General features: G+C 36.0%; 14 protein-coding genes. 9 read left to right on the top strand and 5 right to left on the bottom strand.

All coding sequences use genetic code 11. The annotated features are described in order from the left end of the window. Positions 1-721: 721 nt before the first annotated feature. Positions 722-2,038, bottom strand: coding sequence for a Na+/H+ antiporter NhaC family protein (locus PSA_RS13605; RefSeq protein WP_042148788.1), 1,317 nt, complete (start codon positions 2,036-2,038; stop codon positions 722-724). 278 nt (positions 2,039-2,316) lie between these two features. Between PSA_RS13605 and dapB the strand changes: the two genes are divergently transcribed. From dapB to PSA_RS13570, 7 genes are all read left to right on the top strand, one after another. Then, the gene (gene dapB / locus PSA_RS13600; RefSeq protein ID WP_042148791.1) at positions 2,317-3,117 is read left to right on the top strand and encodes a 4-hydroxy-tetrahydrodipicolinate reductase; all 801 of its coding nucleotides are present in this window, start codon (positions 2,317-2,319) and stop codon (positions 3,115-3,117) included. 204 nt (positions 3,118-3,321) lie between these two features. After that, on the top strand, positions 3,322-4,452 hold the full coding sequence (gene carA, locus PSA_RS13595) for a glutamine-hydrolyzing carbamoyl-phosphate synthase small subunit (protein ID WP_042148794.1): 1,131 nt from the start codon (positions 3,322-3,324) through the stop codon (positions 4,450-4,452). A 35-nt stretch (positions 4,453-4,487) separates the two neighbouring features. Further along, a complete protein-coding gene (gene carB / locus PSA_RS13590) occupies positions 4,488-7,706 on the top strand; it encodes a carbamoyl-phosphate synthase large subunit (protein WP_042148796.1) in 3,219 nt (1,072 codons plus the stop codon). Positions 7,707-7,813: 107 nt separating this feature from the next. Then, complete coding sequence (gene greA / locus PSA_RS13585) at positions 7,814-8,290, top strand: transcription elongation factor GreA (protein ID WP_042148798.1); 477 nt, start codon at positions 7,814-7,816, stop codon at positions 8,288-8,290. 244 nt (positions 8,291-8,534) lie between these two features. Continuing rightward, positions 8,535-9,770, top strand: coding sequence for a tetratricopeptide repeat protein (locus PSA_RS13580; RefSeq protein WP_042148801.1), 1,236 nt, complete (start codon positions 8,535-8,537; stop codon positions 9,768-9,770). A 107-nt stretch (positions 9,771-9,877) separates the two neighbouring features. Then, complete coding sequence (locus PSA_RS13575; protein ID WP_042148804.1) at positions 9,878-10,747, top strand: LysR family transcriptional regulator; 870 nt, start codon at positions 9,878-9,880, stop codon at positions 10,745-10,747. 160 nt (positions 10,748-10,907) lie between these two features. Then, positions 10,908-12,416, top strand: a complete 1,509-nt coding sequence (locus PSA_RS13570) for a leucyl aminopeptidase (RefSeq protein ID WP_042148809.1) — start codon at positions 10,908-10,910, stop codon at positions 12,414-12,416. Between the two features lie 69 nt (positions 12,417-12,485). Here PSA_RS13570 and PSA_RS13565 read toward each other — a convergent pair whose 3' ends face one another. The 3 genes from PSA_RS13565 to PSA_RS13555 form a co-directional block, all read right to left on the bottom strand. Next, positions 12,486-15,641 carry an efflux RND transporter permease subunit gene (locus PSA_RS13565; RefSeq protein ID WP_042148812.1) on the bottom strand — a complete coding sequence of 1,052 codons (3,156 nt, stop codon included), beginning with the start codon at positions 15,639-15,641 and terminating at the stop codon, positions 12,486-12,488. 3 nt (positions 15,642-15,644) lie between these two features. Further along, positions 15,645-16,844, bottom strand: coding sequence for an efflux RND transporter periplasmic adaptor subunit (locus PSA_RS13560; protein ID WP_042148815.1), 1,200 nt, complete (start codon positions 16,842-16,844; stop codon positions 15,645-15,647). A 291-nt stretch (positions 16,845-17,135) separates the two neighbouring features. Continuing rightward, on the bottom strand, positions 17,136-17,702 hold the full coding sequence (locus PSA_RS13555) for a DUF4136 domain-containing protein (protein ID WP_042148818.1): 567 nt from the start codon (positions 17,700-17,702) through the stop codon (positions 17,136-17,138). A gap of 151 nt (positions 17,703-17,853) precedes the next feature. On the opposite strand from PSA_RS13555, the gene PSA_RS13550 reads away from it, so the two are divergent. Then, positions 17,854-19,623, top strand: coding sequence for a DEAD/DEAH box helicase (locus PSA_RS13550; protein WP_042148821.1), 1,770 nt, complete (start codon positions 17,854-17,856; stop codon positions 19,621-19,623). Between the two features lie 60 nt (positions 19,624-19,683). Here the strand turns inward: PSA_RS13550 and PSA_RS13545 are convergent, their stop codons facing one another. Beyond that, the gene (locus PSA_RS13545) at positions 19,684-20,025 is read right to left on the bottom strand and encodes a ribonuclease E inhibitor RraB (protein ID WP_042148824.1); all 342 of its coding nucleotides are present in this window, start codon (positions 20,023-20,025) and stop codon (positions 19,684-19,686) included. A gap of 122 nt (positions 20,026-20,147) precedes the next feature. Between PSA_RS13545 and PSA_RS13540 the strand changes: the two genes are divergently transcribed. After that, a complete protein-coding gene (locus tag PSA_RS13540; protein WP_042148828.1) occupies positions 20,148-20,696 on the top strand; it encodes a type II secretion system protein in 549 nt (182 codons plus the stop codon). Positions 20,697-20,708 lie beyond the last annotated feature (12 nt).

Raw genomic sequence — 20,708 nt, 5'->3', positions numbered from 1 at the left:
TTGAATAGCAGTTTTTATACCAAAACCTTTGTAGTGAAAATTTATTGTTGGAGATATAAGCGGGGTTATGCCAAAAAGTTGAACGCTATTTTCTTCTTTTGTATAGCCAGTGGTCCACCCAAGTCTATAACCGACATCTATCTAATCATTATGATGCCATTGTTTATGATATAAAAACGTAAGAACGATTATCAAAGCTGTTTATCATAGTAGAAACCTCATATCCTTTATATTTTATTCCACAAATATAATTATCTTGATTTCTGTTTCTGCTACTTAAATGATAAGTCCAACCTGCATAAGTAATGGCCTTGAAGTGCTTAAGTGAGTCAGTGAAGTTAAAAACTTAACCTTGCCTCCCGTTATTATTTATACGAATAAGGATATTAGCAATGATGAAGAGATATAATTATTAAAGTACTCAGCTTCAGTGGTTATTAAAGGTGATGGAAATACAGAGCGACTACTTGATGATGTTTCTTTGTTTTACACAATATTGATTCACAATTACAAAAAGAAGATCACAATGTTATTCAACGTCTGCATAATGAAAATGAAATGCTAAAAGATCGTAGAATTTTATTAGTTGATATCAATAATGCGGATCTGGCTGTTTAAGCCGCATAGCTAAATTCATTATTTTAAATATTAAGAAACTTAAAAAGAGCAGGTATTATGCTCTTTTTAAGTTTGGGCATGACTGCTTATTCTAAACTGTGTTTTAAGCTTTTTTATTACTTCTAAAACAAATAACTACAATGGCAGTGACCGCTAATATAAAGCAGTAATATGCGGAAGTTGAAACCTCCCATGGCGATAATCCAAATGTAGCACCTAATAACAATGCTTGAGCACCATAAGGTAATATTCCTTGAACTACACAAGCAAAAATATCAAGTAAACTTGCAGAGCGTTTCGCACTTACGTCAGCGTCTTGCGCTAGTTTTTTAGCGATAGGACCAGAAACAATAATGGCAACAGTGTTATTTGCTATACATAAATTAGAAGCAAAAACTAAAGCTGCAATACCAAATTGGTCAGCAACTTGTCGGTTATATTTAGCTATTACCTTAGTCACACCTTGAATCTTTTTAGCAATATAATCTAAACCACCATTAATGCGAATAAACTCTGATAATCCACCTATCAACATAGATAATAGAAATATTTCATGCATGTTCGTAAAGCCTTTATAAATGTCTTTTACAAAAGTGCCGGCCTCATAATCTCCTGTAAAACCAATCAGTGCAGCAAATAAAATACCACTAATCAATACTGCAAAGACATTAAACCCCATTACAGCTAATATTAGAATAAATGCATAAGGTAAGACTAAAAGTAAATCATAATCCTGAATCTCAATGGCTTGAGATTGTGGGCTTAGAATAAATAACAAAGTAATCGTTAAAATAGCAGCAGGAACGGAAATAGATAAATTCTCTTTAAATTTATCTTTCATTTCACACCCTTGTGTACGTGTTGCTGCAATAGTTGTATCTGAGATTATTGAAAGGTTATCACCAAAGATAGCCCCAGATATCACTGTGCCTGCGACTAAGGAAGGGTCGATACCTGTTTTAACAGATACCGCATAAGCAATCGGCCCAATTGCACCAATCGTACCCATAGAAGTACCCATAGCAGTTGCGATAATACCTGATATTAAAAATAAACCAGGTAATAACAGTCCAGCAGGTATTACATCAAGTCCTGCATTTACGATTGCATCAACACCTCCAGTTGCGCCTGCTACGGTAGAAAATGCACCCGCTAATAAATAAATTAAACACATGGTAATAATATTACTGTGCCCAGCGCCTTGAACAAAAGTTTCAACAGATGAATTGATTGTTTTTTTGTTTAGAAAAAATGCTAAAAAAATAGCGGGCAAAATAGCAACAGGCGCAGGCAGTTGATAAAAAGCATAATTAACGCCATTAGCTTGCAAATAAAGCCCAGTGCCTAAAAATAGACTGACAAATATTAATAAAGGAAGCAAAGATAACTTAGCTTGCGTTTTGTTGTAATCAAGTTGCATAAACAGCCTATCAATTATTATTGTTTTCCTATTCTTTACTGAATTTGTTTGATATTTCAAGCGAAACAAAGAAAAGGAAGCACATAATGTAAAATTGGATGCTTGAATGTATAGACGTCTAGATGTTTTGTCAATCAAATCTTGCTAGACTAGCTTGAAATATTTGTTTTAGAGATAGGTAGAGATCAGATTTGTTAATCTCTATTATTAATAGACTCTAGCCGAGAAATTTATAAACGGGTAAAATATCGCCCATCAAAATACAATGGAAATAATAAATGAATCAAATCGGAATATTTGGCGCAAATGGTCGCATGGGTCGTGCTTTATTAGAAGTTGTTTCAAAAGATCAAAATAGTGAACTAACAGCTTTTTGTCGTGCGGGTTCTGATCATATCGGCACAGACTTAACTGCAACTGTATCGGGTGCTAAGGGTAATATAATACTGCAGGATGAAAATACAGCAGATGACAACCTTGATGTGCTAATAGACTTTACACTACCACAAGGCTTAAAAAAGCATTTAGCGGATGCAATAAAAAACAAAACGGCTATGGTTATTGGTACGACAGGTTTAACACCTGATGAAATGATTGAACTTGAACAAGCAAGTAAAGAAATTCCAATTGTTTTTTCACGTAATTATAGTGTTGGCATTAATGTTTTACTTAACTTAGTAAAAACAGCCGCGACTACTTTAGGTGAAGATGTTGATATTGAAATATTTGAAGCGCACCACAGACATAAAATTGATGCGCCATCAGGTACTGCGTTAGCGATAGGTGAGTCTATAGCAGATGCAAAAGGCTGGGATCATAATGAAGTCGCAAAATATGACAGAAGTCATGATGAAGTCGAAAAAAACCAAAATGAAATAGGGTATTCAGTGGTCCGAGCTGGTGACATAGTTGGTGAACATACGGCTTATTTCGCAACTATGGGCGAAAGGCTGGAATTAACTCATAAAGCAAGTTCGCGCATTACCTTTGCACAAGGTGCTGTAAGGGCTGCAGCATGGTTGAAAAATCAACCAATTGGACTTTATACTATGCAAGATGTACTAGGTTTGACACAGTAAACTGTTTTTTATAGGGCTTTAATGCCTTTTTTAGTTCGAAACGGCTATTTTAGGTTTTTTATTATTTTTAATTAGACCTTTTGCGGTTTTTATTCTAAAATACGTCGGATTTGCCAAAATTTTGTTTTATGTGTCTTTAAATGCTTTATATGTGTTGTGAATCGTCAGTTTTCACAACGGATATTTCCCTGTTAGGAGGTTAACTTGACTAAACCCGCTTTGTTAGTTTTAGAAGACGGTACAGTATTTCGCGGTACTGCTATTGGTGCTGAAGGTATTTCAGTTGGAGAAGTAGTATTTAATACGTCTATGACGGGCTATCAGGAAATCCTGACAGATCCATCATACGCGGAACAAATTATTACTTTAACTTACCCACATATCGGTAACACAGGTACTAATAGCGAAGATGAAGAAGCGAATAAAATCTGGGCTAAAGGTTTAGTAATTCGTGATTTACCTTTATTAGCAAGTAATTTTCGTAATGAACAGTCATTAGATGAATACTTAAGACAACGCAATATTTTAGGTATTGCTGACATCGATACACGTAAACTTACACGTATTTTACGTGATAAAGGTGCGCAAAACGGCTGTATTATCGCCGGTGATATCGATGAAGAAAAAGCATTGGAAGCAGCAAAGTCATTTCCTGGTTTAAAAGGAATGGATTTAGCAAAAGTAGTAACAACAGCTGAAAATTATCAATGGACTGAGTCAAGCTGGACATTAGGTAGTGGTTTTAAAACACTTTCTGAAGAAGACACAAAATTTCACGTAGTTGCATATGACTTCGGTGTAAAACGTAACATCTTACGTATGTTAGTTGACCGCGGTTGTAAATTAACGGTTGTCCCTGCAAAAACATCTGCTGCTGATGTATTAGCATTAAATCCAGACGGTATTTTCTTATCAAATGGACCTGGTGACCCAGAGCCGTGTACATATGCAATTGAAGCAATTCAAAGCTTTTTAGAAACTGAAACCCCGGTATTTGGTATCTGTTTAGGGCACCAATTATTAGCGTTAGCTTCAGGTGCTAAAACAAGCAAAATGAAATTTGGTCACCACGGTGGTAACCACCCAGTTAAAGATTTAGATAAAGGTGTTGTGATGATCACTGCACAAAATCATGGTTTTGCAGTTGAAGAAGACAATCTTCCTGAAAACTTACGTGCAACACATAAATCTTTATTTGATGGCACATTGCAAGGTATTCATCGTACAGATAAGCCTGCATTTAGCTTCCAAGGACACCCAGAAGCAAGTCCAGGTCCACATGATGCTGCGCCATTATTTAACCATTTCATCGACTTAATGCAAGCTCGTAAATAATAATTTAAGACTGATACTTTAGGAAATAGAGAATAATGCCAAAACGTTCCGACTTAAAAAGCATACTTATCTTAGGTGCAGGTCCAATTGTAATTGGTCAAGCCTGTGAGTTTGATTACTCTGGCGCACAAGCATGTAAAGCATTAAGAGAAGAAGGTTACAGAGTTATCTTAGTTAACTCTAACCCTGCAACAATAATGACAGATCCAGAAATGGCTGATGCAACATACATCGAGCCAATTCACTGGGAAGTTGTTGAAAAAATTATCGCTAAAGAAAAGCCATGTGCCGTTTTACCTACTATGGGCGGCCAAACAGCACTAAACTGTGCGCTTGATTTAGAAAAGCACGGTGTACTTGAGAAGTACAACGTTGAAATGATTGGTGCAACAGCTGACGCAATTGATAAAGCTGAAAATCGTGAGCGTTTCGATGCTGCAATGAAAAACATTGGTCTTGAGTGTCCAGTTGCTGAAATTGCTCATTCAATGGAAGAAGCTAAAGATATTAATAAGCGTATCGGCTTCCCATGTATCATTCGCCCTTCTTTCACTATGGGCGGCACCGGTGGTGGTGTTGCTTACAATATGGAAGAATTTGAGGAAATCTGTACTCGTGGTTTAGATTTATCTCCAACAAGTGAATTATTAATTGATGAATCACTGATTGGTTGGAAAGAGTATGAGATGGAAGTTGTTCGTGATAAAAACGACAACTGTATCATAGTATGTGCAATTGAAAACTTTGACCCTATGGGTGTGCACACAGGTGATTCAATCACAGTTGCACCAGCACAAACCTTGACAGATAAAGAATACCAAATTATGCGTAATGCTTCTTTAGCAGTACTACGTGAAATTGGTGTTGAAACAGGTGGTTCAAACGTACAGTTTGGTGTTAATCCTGAAGATGGCCGTATGGTTATCATCGAAATGAATCCACGTGTATCACGTTCTTCTGCTCTTGCTTCAAAAGCGACTGGTTTCCCAATCGCTAAAATTGCAGCTAAATTAGCAATTGGTTATACGCTTGATGAATTACAAAATGATATCACAGGTGGTAAAACGCCAGCATCATTTGAACCATCAATCGATTATGTTGTAACTAAATTACCACGTTTCAACTTTGAAAAATTTGCAGGCGCAAACGATCGTTTAACAACGCAAATGAAATCAGTTGGTGAAGTAATGGCGATTGGTCGTAACTTCCAAGAATCTTTACAAAAAGCACTTCGTGGTCTTGAAGTGGGTGCCAATGGTTTAACACCTATTGTTGACTTGGCTGAATCAAATGCTAAATCTAAAATCATTCATGAATTACGTGAACCAGGCGCAGAGCGTATTTGGTACATAGCTGATGCTATGCGTTCAGGTATGAGCATTGAAGAGATTTTTGAACTTACTAAGGTTGATCTTTGGTACTTAGTTCAAATGGAAGACATCATTAAAGATGAAGCGACCATCTCTGAAACTGGCATGGCTGGTTTAAATAAAGAATTTTTACGTAATTTAAAGCGTAAAGGTTTTGCTGATTCACGTATCGCCCAAATCGCGGGTGTGTCTGAAGCTGAAATTCGTAAAAAACGTGTTCAATTAGATATTACACCTGTATACAAGCGTGTAGATACTTGTGCGGCAGAATTTAGCTCAGATACAGCTTACATGTACTCATCTTACGATGAAGAGTGTGAAGCAAATCCATCTGATAAAGATAAAATAATGGTAATCGGTGGTGGTCCTAACCGTATCGGTCAAGGTATTGAATTTGATTACTGTTGTGTTCACGCTGCATTAGCTATGCGTGAAGATGGTTATGAAACGATTATGGTTAACTGTAACCCTGAAACTGTATCTACCGATTACGATACATCAGATCGTTTATACTTCGAACCAATTACATTAGAAGATGTACTTGAAATTGTTCGTATCGAAAAGCCTAAAGGTGTAATCGTACAATACGGTGGCCAAACACCATTAAAACTAGCCCGTGAACTAGAAGCGAATGGTGTGCCAATTATTGGTACTTCTCCAGATGCAATTGACCGTGCTGAAGACCGTGAACGTTTCCAACAAATGGTTGAGCGTTTAGATCTATTACAACCTGAAAACGCAACTGTAACATCAACTGAAGAAGCAATTGCTAAATCAGCTGAAATTGGTTTCCCACTTGTAGTACGTCCTTCGTATGTACTAGGTGGTCGTGCGATGGAAATCGTTTATGATGAAGCTGATTTACGACGTTACATGACTGAAGCTGTTTCGGCGTCAAATGAAGCGCCTGTATTACTTGATCGTTTCCTTGATGATGCGATTGAAATCGATGTTGATGCGATTTGTGATGGTGAACAAGTTGTGATTGGCGGTATTATGGAACATATCGAACAAGCAGGTGTTCACTCTGGTGACTCTGCATGTTCATTACCTCCATATACGCTAAGCCCACAAATTCAAGACGTAATGCGTGATCAAGTAACACGTATGGCACTTGAATTAGGTGTTGTTGGCTTAATGAATACACAGTTTGCTGTTAAAGATGGTGAAGTGTACTTAATCGAAGTTAATCCTCGTGCAGCACGTACAGTGCCATTTGTTTCAAAAGCAACCGGTCTGGAATTAGCGAAAGTAGCAGCTCGTTGTATGGCTGGTAAATCACTGGCTGACCAAGGAATCAAAGGCGAGATTATCCCTCCTTATTACAGCGTAAAAGAAGTTGTACTTCCTTTTGCTAAATTCTTAGGTGTTGATCCAATCCGTGGACCAGAAATGCGTTCTACTGGTGAAGTTATGGGTGTGGGTGATAACTTTGCTGAAGCATTTGCTAAAGCGCAATTAGGTGCTAGTAACGTATTACCGCGTGGTGGTCGTGCTTTATTATCTGTACGTAATGCAGATAAAAAACGTATCGTTGAACTTGCCCGTATAATGAAAGACTTAGGTTTTGAATTAGATGCAACTGGCGGTACAGCAAAAGCAATTGAAGCTGCAGGTATTGAAGTTCGTCATGTGAACAAAGTATTTGAGGGTCGACCTCATATTCTTGACCGCATTAAGAATGAAGAGTACAGCTATATTGTAAATACTACTGAAGGCCGTCAGGCTATCGAAGATTCTAAAGTGCTTCGACGTGGTGCATTGCAACATAAAACAAACTATACTACGACGCTTAATGCTGCTTTTGCTAACTGTAGAGCAAATGCTGCAGATGACAGATCTGTTGTTACTTCGGTACAAGAACTGCACAAAAGAATAAAATAAGCTCCTAGAGTAAAACAAATATGCCTTTATTTTTCATTTTAAAGGCAGAAATCAAATAACCTGAAAGTTGAATTTCAGGTTTTTTGTTATAAAAAATGGACAAGTTTATGCAAAAAATACCAATGACAGTTCAAGGCGAATTACTTTTACGTGAAGAGCTTGTTGAACTTAAAACTGTTAAGCGCCCAAGAATTGTAGCTGATATCGCTGAAGCACGTGAGCACGGTGATTTAAAAGAAAATGCTGAATACCATGCAGCACGTGAAGAGCAAGGTTTTTGTGAAGGTCGTATTCAAGAAATTGAAGCTAAGTTATCAAATGTACAAGTAATTGATGTTACTAAAATGCCGAATACAGGTAAGGTTATTTTTGGTACTACAGTGACTATCGTTAATGTAGAAACTGATGATGAAGTAACCTATAAAGTAGTAGGTGATGATGAAGCGGATATTAAAAATAATTTAATTTCTGTTAACTCTCCTATTGCACGTGGTCTTATCGGTAAAGAAGTAGATGATGAAGTAAACATTGCGACACCAAAAGGCAATGTTGGTTTTGAGATCATAGAAGTGCAATACGTTTAGAAATACCAATTCTAATAAATATGTGATCAATCTAAATGGTTTAAATATACAATAGCTGCGTTGCTAATCAAGCGCCTTGCTCTTGAAAATTTATCCTAATTTATATTAGACCACTAACTTAATAGAATTGGTATAATTTGCTTAACTAAGGTTAAATTGATAGCCTCAGATAATGTGAAAAAAAGCTCGGTTTTCACCGAGCTTTTTTGTATCTAAATTTTAATTGAACCAGAAGGATTTTGTTTTGTTTAAGTATTTTGCTTTTTTTATTCTGAGTTTATTATCTCTTTCGGTTTTTGCTGATTGTAAAAGTGAGTTTGAGAAGGGAAATTTCGTTGAAGCATTTGGTGTATGTCAAAAAGAAAGCCTAAATGACGCATCACCTGATGCACAATTCATTATGGCCAAAATCTATGCAAAAGGGTTAGGCGTAGGGCGAGATACAACCCAAGCAATAAATTATTTAAGTCAAGCTGCACAAAATGGACATATTGAAGGCATGTTTAACTTAGGCATGGCCTTTGAATTGGGTAAAGGTGTTGATAAAAATATCAATGCAGCATTTGAATGGCAATTAAAAGCGGCACAGAAAGGTTGGTTAAAAGCACAACGTAAAATTGCAACAATGTATGAGCACGGTAGAGGTGTGAATTCTGATCCTATTGAAGCGTATAATTGGTATCAAAAAGCGGCAGAGCAAGGGGATGCTGATAGCCAATTAGAATTAGGTGCTATATATATGCAAGGAATATCTTTGCCTAGTAAAGTGATCCCCCGAGACAGTGAAAAAGGGTTGCATTGGATCAGAAAATCAGCAAATCAAAATAATGCAGAAGCCCAATTTGCATTAGCAAGTTTAATCATTGATGAAAAAACAGCAGAAGGTATCGAGTTTTATAAAAAATCAGCAAAAAATGGCAATAAATTCTCAATGCATAATCTCGCTTCTATATATTTAAAAGGCGATATTGTAGAGAAAGATTTAGTGACTAGTAAATATTATGCGCAAATGGCGCTGGATGTGGGCCAAAAATCAAGTCAAAGTATCCTTGACCATATTAATAAAATTGAAGGTATAACTACTCAAACAGCAAGCGTTGAAAAAGAAGAACCCGTTAGCGTACACTCAAATAATAAAGAGTTAGTAGTTAATAAACCCATAAATGATATCACTCCGATAGTTCTTGAAACAGCTCCAACAGATAATACACTTATCTCATTATTAGAAACATCAAACTATATTATCCAGCTAGCGAGTATGGAAAAACAAGCCAGTGTAAATGCATTCATAAAAAAATATAATATAAAAGATAAAACCCATATTTTATATCTTTCGAATAAAAACCGATATCTAGTGCTATCAAAACCTAAAGAATTCTTGACTCAAGCCAGAGCATTACAAAATGAATTAAATGAAATACTAAGTGGTACGTCTTGGCTTAGAAAAACGCCTGATATTTTGTCACTTATCCAAGAATAAAAATAAATGAATTCATATATTCTAAAAGCTATATTCTGTGTTTGTGAATAGTCAAATTAAAGCAAGACGATAAAATAGTTTTAAATAGATAAATAAAGAGCATAAAAATGGAGTTCTACCACTTAAGATCATTTGTAGTTGTAGCTAAAACTGGTAATTTAACACTGGCAGCAAAGCAGTTATGTACAACACCTCCAGCAGTGAGTGCGCATATCAAAGGTTTAGAGTCAGAACTTAAAACTGTATTATTTGAGCGTTCAAGTCGTGGCATGTCTATTACTTTAAAAGGTGAAGTGTTACTAGAAAAAGCGAAAATCATCTTAGACAGTGCTTTAGATATGGCCAATTGTGCATTAGAAAATCAAAATGAATTAATAGGAGACTTTAAATTCTCGATTAATCAAAGTCCAAAACATCTTAAAATAACTGACTTATTATCAAATATAGCAGAGCAGTTTCCAGGTATAAGCACTCAGATTGTTAATTTTTCATCGGGTAAAGCCATTAAAGCGATAAAATCAGGTGAAATTGATGGCGGGTTTGTTTATGGTGTAATACCTGAAGACCTTGAATTTATAGAAATAAAAAAACAAAAAATTACCACCATATCACCAGTTGAATTTTTAGCTAATAATGATAGCTTGATCACTGAACTAAGCGCGTATCCTTGGGTCACTATGGGCCAAGAGTGTCCATTTGATCTGTTTTTAAAGCAAAAGCTTGGTGAAAAATTCTCAGAAGTTTCAAAAGTGAATGATGATAATTGTCGTGTGGAATTAGTAAAAGCGGGTTTAGGTCTAAGCTTTATTGAACTTGAAGAAGCCTTGAGCGATAAAAATAAAAGTAAATTGAAGGTGTTGAAACAACTCGATTTCGAAGCACAATTATATTTTGCAGTTTTAAAGAGTCGTTTAGATGAACCTATTATTAAAGCCATGCTTCAAGAGTTCAGAGTCGCTTGGTCTATCAAATTATAATGTCCCTTTAATCGTTTAAGTTATATTTAATTTCAGGTTATGAAGAATTTAGTCAAAGAAAACTAACGGAAAAAACGGCATGTTCATCTCTATTTTATTCTAAATAAAGTTGATTTAAGGTAAAACACTGGCAAATTTTGCTCTTAAATAGGTATTCTTCATGCATCTTAAAAAATCACTACTTGCGCTTGCGCTTTGTAGTTCAACATTTCTTGCAAATGCTGAGGTTATTCATTTCGAAAATAAAATAACAAAAGACTCAGACACTTTAGTTGTTTTTTATCATAAAGATCAGGCAAGCTCAGATTTTAAAAAATATGATAAAAAAACCCAAGGGCAATTAAAGCGTTCTATTAAAGCAAATGAATTTAGTGGTAAATATGGCGAGATGCTTGAATTAACTGCACCGCATAATATCTCTGCTAATCGAATCGTTATTGTTGGTTTAGGTGAAAAGAAATCATTAAACAAAGCTAAAGTGACTAAACTTGGTGGTAATTTAAGCGGTAAACTAGAAAAGAAATTTATCGACAAAGTGACAGTTAAAAGTGATGGCATCAAGATAAAATTTGGTGATTTTTCTGCATTACTAGCGCAAGGTATCAGCTTACGTTCTTACCGTTTTGAGAACTACCATAATGAAAAACGTAATGAAAAATCGTATTTCTTTGATGTTGATAGCGCAAAGACTTCTAAAAATGCATATAAAACTTTAGCGAATATTGAGCAAGGTGTTGTATTAGCACGTGAATTGATCTCTGAAACTGCAACAGAAATGACGCCAGTTGACTTTGCTAATGCAGCAAAAGAGTTAGCGTCTTTAGGTGTTGAAGTTAAAGTATTGAAACCTGCAGAGCTTAAATCGCTAGGCATGGGAGCTTTAGAGGCGGTAGGGCGTGGCAGTAATGAAGGTGCCCGTTTGATTGTTGCACATTATAAAGGCAACTCAGACACTCCGATTGCACTTGTTGGTAAAGGTATCACATTTGACTCAGGTGGTTATAGCATCAAAACAGGTGCTTCAATTGCACGTATGAAGTCTGATATGGCTGGTGCGGCAGCAGTGCTAGGTACTGTAAAGTCTTTAGCATTAAATAAAGTAGATACCAATGTAGTTGCTGTAATGGGCATGGCTGCAAATATGGTATCTGAAAGCTCAGTGGCTCCAGGTGATGTAGTAAGGACTGCTGAAGGCTTAACAGTTGAGATTGTAAATACTGATGCTGAAGGGCGCTTAGTACTTTCTGATGCTATGTGGTATGCGAGAAAATTCTATGAACCAAGTGTAATGGTTGATGTTGCAACACTAACGGGTTCAAAAATACGCGCTGTTGGTAACGACTATGCTGCTATTTTCTCAGAAGATGAACAATTAATCGCTGATTTAACTTTCTCAGGTAAGCAAGTTAATGAAAACCTGTGGCGTTTACCTTTAGGCTATAAAGATATGTTAAAGACTGATATAGCAGATCTTAAAAATACGGGATCAGGTGGACCAGGTGCAACAACTGCAGCAAGCTTTTTACAATACTTTGCTGGAGATGTGAAATGGGCGCATATTGATATTGCTGGTAACGCACTTGCAAGCAAAGCCAAAGGTGAAATCTCTACAGGTGGTACAGGTTATGGTGTAAGATTATTATCAGATTGGATCATGAATAAGGAGTAATTTAATCAATAAAAACAAAAAAGGCGCATATGCGCCTTTTTTAATATGTATAGATAAATTCAGATAACTTTACTGAATAACCGTATCTAACTTATCAGTTTTAGTCCCATCAATATCTACTTTTTTTTTACGACGTATTAAACGCTTAAAGTCTTCAAGAGCCACATATTGACACGGGATTAATAACAAGGTGATCACTGTCGCAAACAATACACCAAAGGCTAAAGATACTGCCATAGGTATTACAATTTTAGCTTGTAGGCTTGTCTCAGTAATAATTGGTATTAAACCTATAAACGTAGTAATTGAAGTTAAGAAAATCGCTCTAAAGCGTTTACAGCCTGCTTCAACAACTGCTTCTTTGATAGGTACTCCGGCAGCGCGTGCTTTATTAACAAAATCTACCATAACTAATGAATCATTAACTACCACACCAGCTGCAGCGATAATGCCAAAGAAAGATAAACTACTCATTGTCATACCTAAAATAATATGACCAAACATCGCACCAATTACACCAAATGGGATCACTGACATGATTAAAAATGGTTGTGAATATGAGCGTAATGGAATGGCAAGCAATGCAAAAATAAGCATCATAGATAAAGCAAAGTTACGAATTTGCTCATTCATGCTTTCCATTTCTTCTTGAATTTTACCTGCCACTTCAGTACGAATACCCGCATGAGATTTAAGGAGTTGTGGTAAGTAGTTATCTCTGATGTCATTTGCAATTTTAAATGGTTCAGCTTGTTCTGTATCTACAGAAGCCCAAACATTAATTGTACGCATCGCATTTTCACGACGTATGCTATTGACACCTTGAACAAGTTCAATTTCAGCTACTTCAGATAATAATACTTCACCGCCAGCTGGCGTACTAATACGTACATCTTGAATTTGGCCTATTGAATTACGTTCTTCAATTGGGTAACGGATCATGACTTTTAACTCTTCACCATCACGAAGAATACGTTGCGCTTCTAAGCCATAGAAACCAAAACTTACTTGAGAGGCGATATCAGCTAAAGTTAAACCTAAGCTATGTGCCACAGGTTTTAAATCTAAGCGAACTTCATCAGTTGCAGTTTGCATTGAATCGTTAACATCACCAATACCTTTAATTGTATTAAGTTTCTGTTTTAACTGATTTGCGGCTAAACGCAGTGTTTCAATATCTTTGCCTTCAAGGCGGAAACTAATATCACCGTCATCACGACCATTGCCACCTATACTATCTCGGATATTTAAACTTTTTAAGCCAGCCATTTGAGGCATTTGCTCACGCCACATATCGGCAAGCGCAAAAGTGTCCATAACACGAAGTTCAGGAGAAACAAGTTTCGCCATGATACGTGCACGGGTTCTGCCTTGTAAGCGTACAGTTAACGCTTCAACCATTTTTGAACCGTGTTCTTTTTCAATTTGGTTATCAACATCAACGATCAGTTGTTCAAACTGGAGCGCGGCTTTTAGAGTTGCAGCTTCAGAAGAAGATAGCGTCATATCAATATCTACATTTGCAAAATCATGCGGTATTTTAGGTGTGGCAACAAATTTAACTAAACCACCTGCAAATAAACCACCACTTATAATCAAGATACTGATAAAGCCCATAATAACTGTGTATCTGTAATGTATGGCTTTTATGATAGTAGGGCGGTAAACATTTTCGACAAAACGTTTTAAGTTAGTATCGATTAACTGTCTAACCATATGAAGTGGATTTTTAGGGTTATGAGGTCTGGGTGTCATACGCGCTAAATGTGCTGGCAAAATAAGTTTAGATTCTACTAATGAGAAAATAAGACATAAAATGATTACACCACCAATGGCCATTGAAAATGCACGACCTGGTCCATCATCTAGCATCATAGGTAAGAAGGCTGCAATTGTGGTTAAAACACCAAAGGTCGCAGGCATAGCAACACGTTTTACACCTCTAACAACACTTTCTAAGCTGTGGCCATGCTCTTCAATTTCAGCATGGGCCGATTCTCCTATGACTATGGCATCATCGACCACAATACCTAGCACTAAGATAAACGCAAATAATGATGCGATATTAATGGTAATATCAAGTCCGGCAGTTGGCATTAACAAAAATGCCCCTAAAAATGATACTGGTAACCCCATCATTACCCAAAATGCTAAGCGTATACGTAAGAACATTGCCAACATCAAAAATACTAATAAACCACCCCAAATCATATTGCTGATCATCATATCTAAACGGCCATTTAGATAATATGTCATATCAATAAATGATTCTAAAGTTACATTTTGCGGTAATTCTTTTTCTTTAGCTTCCAGATAGTTATACATCACTTTAGCTACTTTGGTAATATCTTGATCCTTTGAAGCACCAATTGAATAAGTTAACGAGTTTTCACCATTAAACTTAGAGTATTGAATGCCTTCTTGGAAACCATCGTTGATAGTTGCAATATCACCTAAACGAATTAATGTACCATCTTCTAAAGTGATCAGAGGTAATTGTTCGAACTCATGGCCTTTATATGCTTGATTTTCTACACGTAAAGAAATATAACCGTTTTGCGCTTTGATCTGGCCTGCAGACATATTAGCTGAAAAACCTCGCACCTTAGCTGCGATATCTCTAAAGCTTAAGCCATATTCTCTTAGCTTATCAGGACTGATTTCAATGCCAATTTCATAAGCTAATCCACTGTAAAATTCGGCAACATTGATACCAGGTAAAGCTAAAATTTCATCGTGGATTTTATTACCTAAATCTTTTAACTCATGATTTGTTAAATCACCATGTAGGCTCAAAAACATCACTTCTTGAGTGAATTTTTCTTGGCTTACAATGGGGCGTTCCATACCATCAGGGAAGCTTGAAATTGTATCTACTTGTAGCTTTACTTCGTCTAATACTTCTTTAGCGTCATAACCTTCATCTACTTCAATCCAAGCTTGAGAAAAGCTGCGACGAGAATACGTTATGACACGTTTTAAACCTTGCAAACCTTCTAAAGCATCTTCGATTTTAACTGTGATCCCTTCTTCCACTTCTTGTGGTGCTGCGCCAGGATAAGCAACCTGTACTTGAAGCCAGTTACTTTCAAAATCAGGAAACATTTGCTTTCGTATGGTGCCAGCCGTTAAAAGCCCGCCCACTAAGATGAATATCATTAATAAATTTGCTGCAACTGAATTGCGAGCAAACCAAGCAATGATACCTTTGTTAGTATCAATCATGGTTTAGTCCTTCTTCATTGCAAGTTGTGTATCATCTTTTTTATCAGAATCGAGCGTTTTAGGTTGGGCATACTCAGTTGTTAATTTCATGCCTTCACTAGGATAATCAAGTGCTGTAGTGATTACTTTGTCGCCACTATTTAAGCCATTACTTAAAACAATTTGATTGTCAAACTCTCTTAATATATCAACGGTTTGATAAGTTAAAGTATTATCTGAACTTAAAACTGCAATTTTGTTATTTTTAACTAAATGACGGGCAACTGTGGTTGTATTGTTAATTTCTAAACCTTGGATTTTAGCATTAACGTAAGCTCCAAACCTAAGTGGTGGAAAATCAGAATTTTGAGCATATGGGTCTTGAACTTGTGCTACTAAATAGCTCATACGACTTTTTTGATTGATGACACCTTCACTACGCACAATCGTTGCCTGCCAGTCGTAATCTTTACCTGAATATTGTGTGGTTAATACAACATTGGCATTTATGCCACCCTTTATTAGGTATTGCATATCTTTATCGGCAACTGGAAGTCTTACCTCGGCTAAACTAATTGAGTTTAACTCTCCAATATTACTTCCTGGGCTTACAACACTGCCTAGACTTACTGCGCGTTGTGCGATAATTGCATCATAGGGAGCGCTGATATAAGTACGTTCTAGATTGCGTTTTGCACGTTTTAAAGACGCTTCAGATGCTTTAAAACGGGCTAATTTTTCTGCTAATTGAGGTTTTCTTAAATACAGTTCAGATGGAATAAATTCATTACTATTTTTACGAATTCTTTCCCATTCAGATTTAGCAACATGTCCTTGAGCTCGCTCTACTTCAAGCGCTGAGCGCGCTTGTGCTAAAGTCGCTTGTGCATCTATTAATGCTGCTTCATAGTCATTTGGATCGATTCGGGCTAATACATCACCCTTTTTTACAAATCCACCTTTTACAAAGGCTTCAGATACTTCAACAAGTTGGCCACTTAGTTGTGCAACAAGCTGCGTTTGATTTTTTGGTGTGATCAGACCATAGGAGCTGACGTCTAATGTGATAGATTCAACTGATGCAGGTTGAACTTGAACCAAAGGAAGAATTTCTTTCTCTTCTTTTTTCTCTGGTGGTTTCTTCATAGCTGAGAAGCTGGCCGAAATTCCAACTCCTAGCACTAAAATTCCGACTGGGAATAATATTTGTTTTTTAGTAGCCACAGTGCATTCCTTAGTAACTCATATTGATGACACTTATAGGATAATCAATATATTGTTTACATAGTGCATGAAGATGTAACACAGTATTTCATAATTATAGTTGTTAATAGGTAAACTATCTTGGCTTAAAATATACCCATCTGATTTAAAAGGAATAATATAATTTTAGGATATTTCTTAAGAAGAAATTTAATTTTACAATTGTATGTAAACTATTTTGGAAATGAGAATTGTTTAACTATTTGATATTAAAGATAAAGCCACAAGGTGGCTTTATTCAATATTATTTGTTTAAAGTACTTCTGTTGCTTGAGGAGGGAAGTTACTCAAAATGTTGATCACAGTGTCATTAATGACTTGTGTTCTTTTTTCTGGTTTTTGATTTTTCTTTAATCTACCTTCTTTAGCACCACGCCAAATAAGTTGATTTGAGTTTTGATCAACGATATCAATAATTAAAGTACCTACTTCATATTCACGTACTTTATTATCAGCATGAATACTTGTGCCCCATGGATTACGCCAGTGATTCCAAGTTGCACTGTAATGAGTAGAGAATGTATCTATATCAATTTTTTTATCAACAGAGGCATGGTAATTGATCAAAACATCTGCTTCATCAATTGAAACCATAGAGAGACCTTTTTGAGTTAAGTCAGAATTAACAGCTTCTCTAACACGTTTTTCCATAATAGGGTTGATTTGATAATTTTTTACATCCTTAGTGAGACTGGCATCTTTAACCCAAGCAAAGGTTTTGAAGTTGCTAAAATTCGCAGACTGATCATAATCCCAATCAGGGGTGTGTGAACATGCAGCCAAAAGTAACACTGTGGCTGCTATTAATAGGTTTCTCATGATTTTTACTCCTAAAATCTAATCTGCCAAGAACATATCATAAAAAATGAAAAATGTGTGTGTTTTAGTCTAGTTAACTCAAATGAACCTAAGATGAACTCTTTATAGAAAACTTAAGTTATAATGCCACTATAAAGATTTAGCGCGAGCAATGACTATCTATCAGTTAAGACCTTATCAAAGTGAAGCGGTTCAAAATACCGTGACACATTTTAAAAAATCAGATGATGCAGCTGTTATTGTATTACCAACTGGAGCGGGTAAAAGCTTAGTAATTGCAGAGTTAGCACGCATAGCAAAACGAAAAATTTTAGTGTTAGCGCATGTTAAAGAACTGGTTGAACAAAATAGTGAAAAATATATAAGTTATGGCCTAGAGGCCAGTATATTTTCTGCGGGTTTAAAACAAAAATCTTTAATCCATCAGGTAACATTTGCCAGTATTCAATCGATAGCTAAAAATTTAGATAAGCTGGATGAAGCTTATTCATTGGTTATTATAGATGAATGCCATAGAGTTAACTTAGAAACAAGTTCACAATATGCGCAAGTAATCAATCAGTTAAAAACCCATAATAAGTCATTAAAAGTATTAGGCTTAACAGCTACACCTTATCGTATGGGCATAGGGTGGATTTACCATGAACATTACCATGGATTTGTAAGAGGCTCTGATGATGCGCCATTTAAAAAGTGCATATATGAATTACCACTTAGATACATGATAAAAAATGAATTTTTAACACCGCCAAATATGATAGATGCTGCAATTAGTCATTATGACTTTTCATCTATTACTACAGATAGTTTTGGACGCTTTGATAATCAAGAAATGAGCTTATTACTTAAAGATTCACAAAGGGTGACGAAAGCCATTGTTGAGCAAATAGTTGATCTTGCTAAAAATCGTTTAGGTGTGATGATTTTTGCCTCTACCATTGAACATGCCAAGGAAATTTTAACCTATTTACCGCAAGACGACTGTGCTAAAAGTATAGCTGCATTAGTGATAGGCGATACAGAGTTATCGCAAAGAGATCGCATTATCACTGAGTTTAAAAAACAAAAAATCAAATTTTTAGTGAATGTATCAGTATTAACGACAGGCTTTGATGCCCCGCATGTTGATTTTATTGCAATATTACGTCCTACAGAATCGGTCAGTTTATATCAGCAAATTGTGGGTAGGGGATTGCGCTTAAGTGATAACAAAAAAGACTGTTTAGTGATAGATTATGCTGGTAACGGTTATGACATTTTTTACCCTGAAGTGGGCTCTAAAAAGCCAGATAGCGATAGTGAACCTGTGCAGGTTTTGTGTCCTGGGTGTGGTTTTGCGAATATGTTTTGGGGAAAAACGGATAACGATGGCAAAGTCATAGAGCATTTTGGTCGTCGTTGCCAAGGTATGTTAGAAAGTGAGGATACATCGCAGCAATGTGATTTTAGATTTAGATTTAAACAATGTGATAGTTGTGGTGCTGAAAATGACATAGCAGCACGTAAGTGTCATGAATGCGGCTGTGCGATTGTTGATCCTGATGATAAACTCAAAGCGGCACTTAACTTAAAAGATGCGCTTGTTTTAAGGTGTTCAGGTATGCAGTTTGAGGCAATAAGTGAATTCAAAATAAAAATAACTTATTTTGATGAAGATGGTGCCAGTTGTGATGAGGTATATAATTTCGAAAACTCGGGCTCCACTTATTATTTTAATAAAGCATTTGGAAAACGTTTATTAGCCGGACAAGAGCCCACTTACTTTAAATCATTATCACAAGTTATCGATAAACAAGCCTTTTTTACAGCCCCAGATTTTGTAATAGCCAGAAAAATGAATAAAAAGAATCGCGGAGCTTGGAAAATTGTAGAAAAGCTATTTGATTATGAAGGTAATTACAGAAAGGCGAATCAGATGTAGTTTATGTTCGCCTACAATAAAAGTAGGCGAATTTTTTTAGCAAAAACGATTAGCTTATAGCTATTCTTCAGCCATTATTCCCCAACCATCACCATAGCCATTTAATGGATTAGCAAAGCTTTCAAAATACTGTTCCATTTGGCCTAATAAAGTATGTTCTGGAACCATTTTAATAGAAGTGATCACTTCCCAAACACCCGTTTCAGAACACTTTTGTAATTGCGTTTTTGGTGCTAAATCATCTTTGGCAATTTCAATCTCAAATTTTTCCGCATCTGGCTTTTGCTCAAATAAGATAAAAAAATCAATAACGTGAAGTTGGCTAAGATCTATGCCTGCTTTTGCCATATCAGCGAGTAATTCACCGTTCTCATCGTTTGGAAATTGTACTTGATTGCTCATTATTTGACTGCTCTTTGTTTCAATTGCTTATATTGTCTTAGAAAATGAGAAAAATAGAAAGATGCAGAGCTAAATATGTTATATTTGGCTGAAAATTATGAGTGAAAGGTGGTTTTTATAATATGTACTTTCATAACAATAAAAAGAATTTAAGTGGGTTCACTTTAATTGAACTTATTATGGTTATCATCATCCTAGGCACTATAGCTATATCTGCAGCAACGCTATTTTTAAATGTTCAAAGTGAAGCAAAGGTTTCAAAAATAAAAGCGATTTCAGCGGCAATGAAATCAACGTCAGATCTGGTTTATGCTAAAGCAATAATAAATAATGTTGTTACGGGCAATATGGACTTTAATGGTACAAATATTTCAGTGATTAATGGTTATATTGGTGCTCATTGGAATAAGTCGTGGCGTTATGCATTAGATATAGGTAAAGAAATATCATACACATCAAAAAATAGTTCTTGTTCTAAACATTCATTGTGTGGTGTAGGTCAGCAAAATTCAGCTCCTAGTTTACCTTTTGTGGTGTTATCACCTGGTAAAGTCGCTTTCATCTGGCTGCAAGGCGAAAAGTTGGCTGATAGGTGTTATGCGTTTTATTATAATCCCAACGATGTAAATAAAACTTCACCTGAGATAGGAACAGTCACTTCAGGCTGTTAATGAGTTTAATTA

It is taken from the genome of Pseudoalteromonas sp. '520P1 No. 423', from assembly GCF_001269985.1.
Taxonomy (GTDB): Bacteria; Pseudomonadota; Gammaproteobacteria; order Enterobacterales; family Alteromonadaceae; genus Pseudoalteromonas.
This window is presented reverse-complemented; position numbering and strand designations above follow the sequence as displayed.